At 64.1% G+C, this 1473-nt stretch carries 1 pseudogene; it reads left to right on the top strand.

Features of this window, described 5'->3' with window-relative positions:
* Nucleotides 1–184 precede the first annotated feature (184 nt).
* Nucleotides 185–1473 (top strand): annotated as a pseudogene (locus EYS21_RS23220) (IS110 family transposase); the annotation flags it as partial.

Genomic DNA, 1473 nt, shown 5'->3' with positions numbered 1-1473 from the left:
ACGCTCGTTACCTTTTTCGTAGCCCGTTCCTGTTGCAGGATATGGGTGTGCTGGCCTGCCGGTCCCGGCATGATTGAGACGCTCTGTTGGTCATGATCTTGAGAGTGTTGTCACCGGGGCGGGCAGGTGCCAGGGAGACCGCTAATAGGGGCAGGGCAGTGTGGGATCGTCGTGCGTAACGTGGATGCCGGGCCCTGACACCGCGACAGGCCGGCACAGTATCCAATGGACTACGACTGGAGGTGTCAGGTGATCAGGGACCACGAAACCGTTGACATATTCGTCGGCTTGGACGTCGGCAAGGGTGAGCATCATGCCGTTGCCCTGGACCGGGCCGGGAAGAAACTGCTGGATAAGGCTTTGCCGAACGACGAGGCCCGGATCCAGGAAATCCTGGCCGGGCTTGAGCCGCACGGACGGGTACTGATGGTCGTCGATCAGCCCGCGACCATCGGCGCTCTTCCGGTTGCTGTGGCACAGGCCGCCGGGATGCTGGTCGGCTACCTTCCCGGCCTGGCGATGCGCAGGATCGCGGACCTACACCCGGGCGAGGCGAAAACGGACGCCCGGGACGCGTTCATCATCGCCGAGGCCGCGCGCACCATGCCGCACGCCCTGCGGTCGGTTCAGTTGGCCGATGAGCAGATCGCTGAACTGAGCATGCTCTGCGGTTTCGATGACGACCTGGCTAAGCAGGTCACCGCGACCGCGAACCGGATCCGCGGCCTGCTGACCCAAATCCACCCGGCCCTGGAAAGAGTGCTGGGACCCCGCCTGGACCATCCAGCGGTGCTGGACCTGCTGCGGACCTGGCCTACGCCCGCAGCACTCCGTCACGCCGGTCGGCGCCGGATCGCGAACCGGCTGACCAAACTCGCGCCCCGGATGGGTGAACGCCTCGCCGATGACATCATCGAGGCCCTGGGCCAACAGAGAGTCATCGTCGTGGGAACAAACGCCGCCACCATCGTGCTGCCCGAGCTCGCAGCCATGCTCGCCGGGCTCCATGAGTCACGACTTACCGTCTACGCCCAGGTCGAAGCCCTCGTGGAGGCCCACCCTCTTCACGCCGTCCTGACGTCAATGCCGGCTGTCGGCGTCAGGACAGCAGCCCGGATCCTCACCGAAGTCGCCGGAAAAGACTTCCCTACCGCCGGACACCTTGCCTCTTACGCCGGACTGGCACCGGTCACTTGGCGATCCGGATCCTCCATCCGCGGCGACCACTCCTCCAGAAAAGGCAACAAAGTCCTCAAACGCGCCCTGTTCCTCTCCGCGTTCGCCGCACTCAAAGACCCGCTCTCCCGCGCCTACTACGACCGCAAACGAGCCGAAGGAAAACGCCACAACCAAGCCCTCATCGCTCTCGCACGACGACGCTGCGACACCCTCTTCGCCATGCTCCGCGACGGCACCCTCTACCAAGCAAAACACCCACAGCAGCTTGACGAAAAACATAGGGACACTCTCACT

This window comes from Arthrobacter sp. S39 (assembly GCF_004320525.1).
GTDB lineage: Bacteria > Actinomycetota > Actinomycetes > Actinomycetales > Micrococcaceae > Arthrobacter.
The sequence above is the reverse complement of the archived record's forward strand: the minus strand, read 5'-3'. Positions and strand labels throughout refer to the sequence as shown.